Source organism: Paracoccus hibiscisoli (assembly GCF_005048265.1).
In the GTDB taxonomy this organism is placed as follows: Bacteria; Pseudomonadota; Alphaproteobacteria; order Rhodobacterales; family Rhodobacteraceae; genus Paracoccus; species Paracoccus hibiscisoli.
In genome coordinates, this window is the sequence record NZ_SUNH01000096.1 from 1 (window position 1) to 1,327 (window position 1,327).

The following is a 1,327-nucleotide window of genomic DNA, read 5'->3' on the forward strand; positions in this document are numbered from 1 at the left end:
TGAATCGCCCCGGATTTATCGGAGACCTATAGCTTGACTTTACGCGACAAGATCGAGCATGTCGCGCTGAACTTGGAAGTTCAGTTCTGCCTCTGCTGGCGGGATGTTTCCGATCGGGCCAAGCAGGCGCTTGTTGTTGAACCAATCGACCCTTCCGAGGGTGGCCATTTCCAGATCCTGCATATTGCGCCACGGTCCCTGGCGATGGACCAGTTCGGTTTTGTAGAGGCCATTGATCGTTTCAGCGAGGGCGTTGTCATAAGAATCGCCGACGCTTCCGACGGAGGGTTCGATGCCTGCTTCGGCTAGACGCTCGATGTATCGAATAGATAAATACTGCCCTCCGCGGTCGGAATGATGGATCAATCCGCCCTTCTGAACAGGCCGTCGATCATGCAGAGCTTGCTCGAGGGCATCGAGAACAAAGTCTGTCTTGGCAGACCGCGAGACCCGCCATCCGACGATGCGGTCGGCGAACGTGTCGATGACGAACGCCCCATAAACAAAGCCCTGCCACGTGGATACGTAAGTGAAGTCGCTGACCCAGAGTAGGTTCGGTGCAGGCGCCCGGAACACTCTGTTCACCTTGTCGCGCGGACAGGGCGCTGACGTGTCAGGGACAGTTGTCTTGATTACCTTTCCGCGCACAGCGCCCCGGATGCCGATCTGTTTCATCAGACGGTCAACAGTGCAGCGCGCGAGCGCAAAGCCCTCGCGCTTCAGCTGATGCCATGCCTTGCGAACCCCATAGACCTGGTAGTTTCATCCCAAACCCGTTTGATCTCCGGGCAAAGCTCTCGGTCATGCTGATGGCGCGCTGAGGCTTTGGAGGGGTCTGTGCTGCACGCCATGTGGTGATAATAAGGTGACGGCGCAATCGGCAGCACTCTGCAGATTGACTCGACACCGTAAACAACGCGCCGATCATCAATGAAGGCGATCATCGCTTCAGTGGGCGGTCGAGTTCCGCCTGCGCAAAATACGCGTTCGTGGGTTCTCTCGGACCGATGGCGTTCACCCACTCACCCTTGCGGAGGATCTCATTGGCCTGGCGTAGTTCGCGAACCTCACGTTCCAGTGCCTTGATCCGATCCCGTTCCTCAGTCGTCACGCCGTCGCGCATGCCGCTGCCCTTCTCGGCCTGCTTGACCCATTCGCGCAAGGTTTGCGGAATACATCCGATCTTCGGTGCAATGGCCGCAATCGCGCCCGCCTGCGTTTCGTAAGAGCCTTGATGCTCGAAGACCATCCGAACCGCACGCGCGCGGACCTCTGGCGAGTAGCGATTTGCCATGTTGCTTTTCGTCATAACCGTCATCCTTACTTA

The 1,327-nt window shown here is 57.6% G+C and carries 1 pseudogene and 1 other annotated feature; the pseudogene reads right to left on the minus strand.

Annotated elements, in window-relative coordinates:
- Nucleotides 1–39: 39 nt before the first annotated feature.
- Nucleotides 40–1,309, minus strand: a pseudogene (locus FA740_RS19480) (IS3 family transposase).
- Nucleotides 870–986, minus strand: a sequence feature (AL1L pseudoknot). Its footprint overlaps the pseudogene before it by 117 nt.
- Nucleotides 1,310–1,327: the final 18 nt, after the last annotated feature.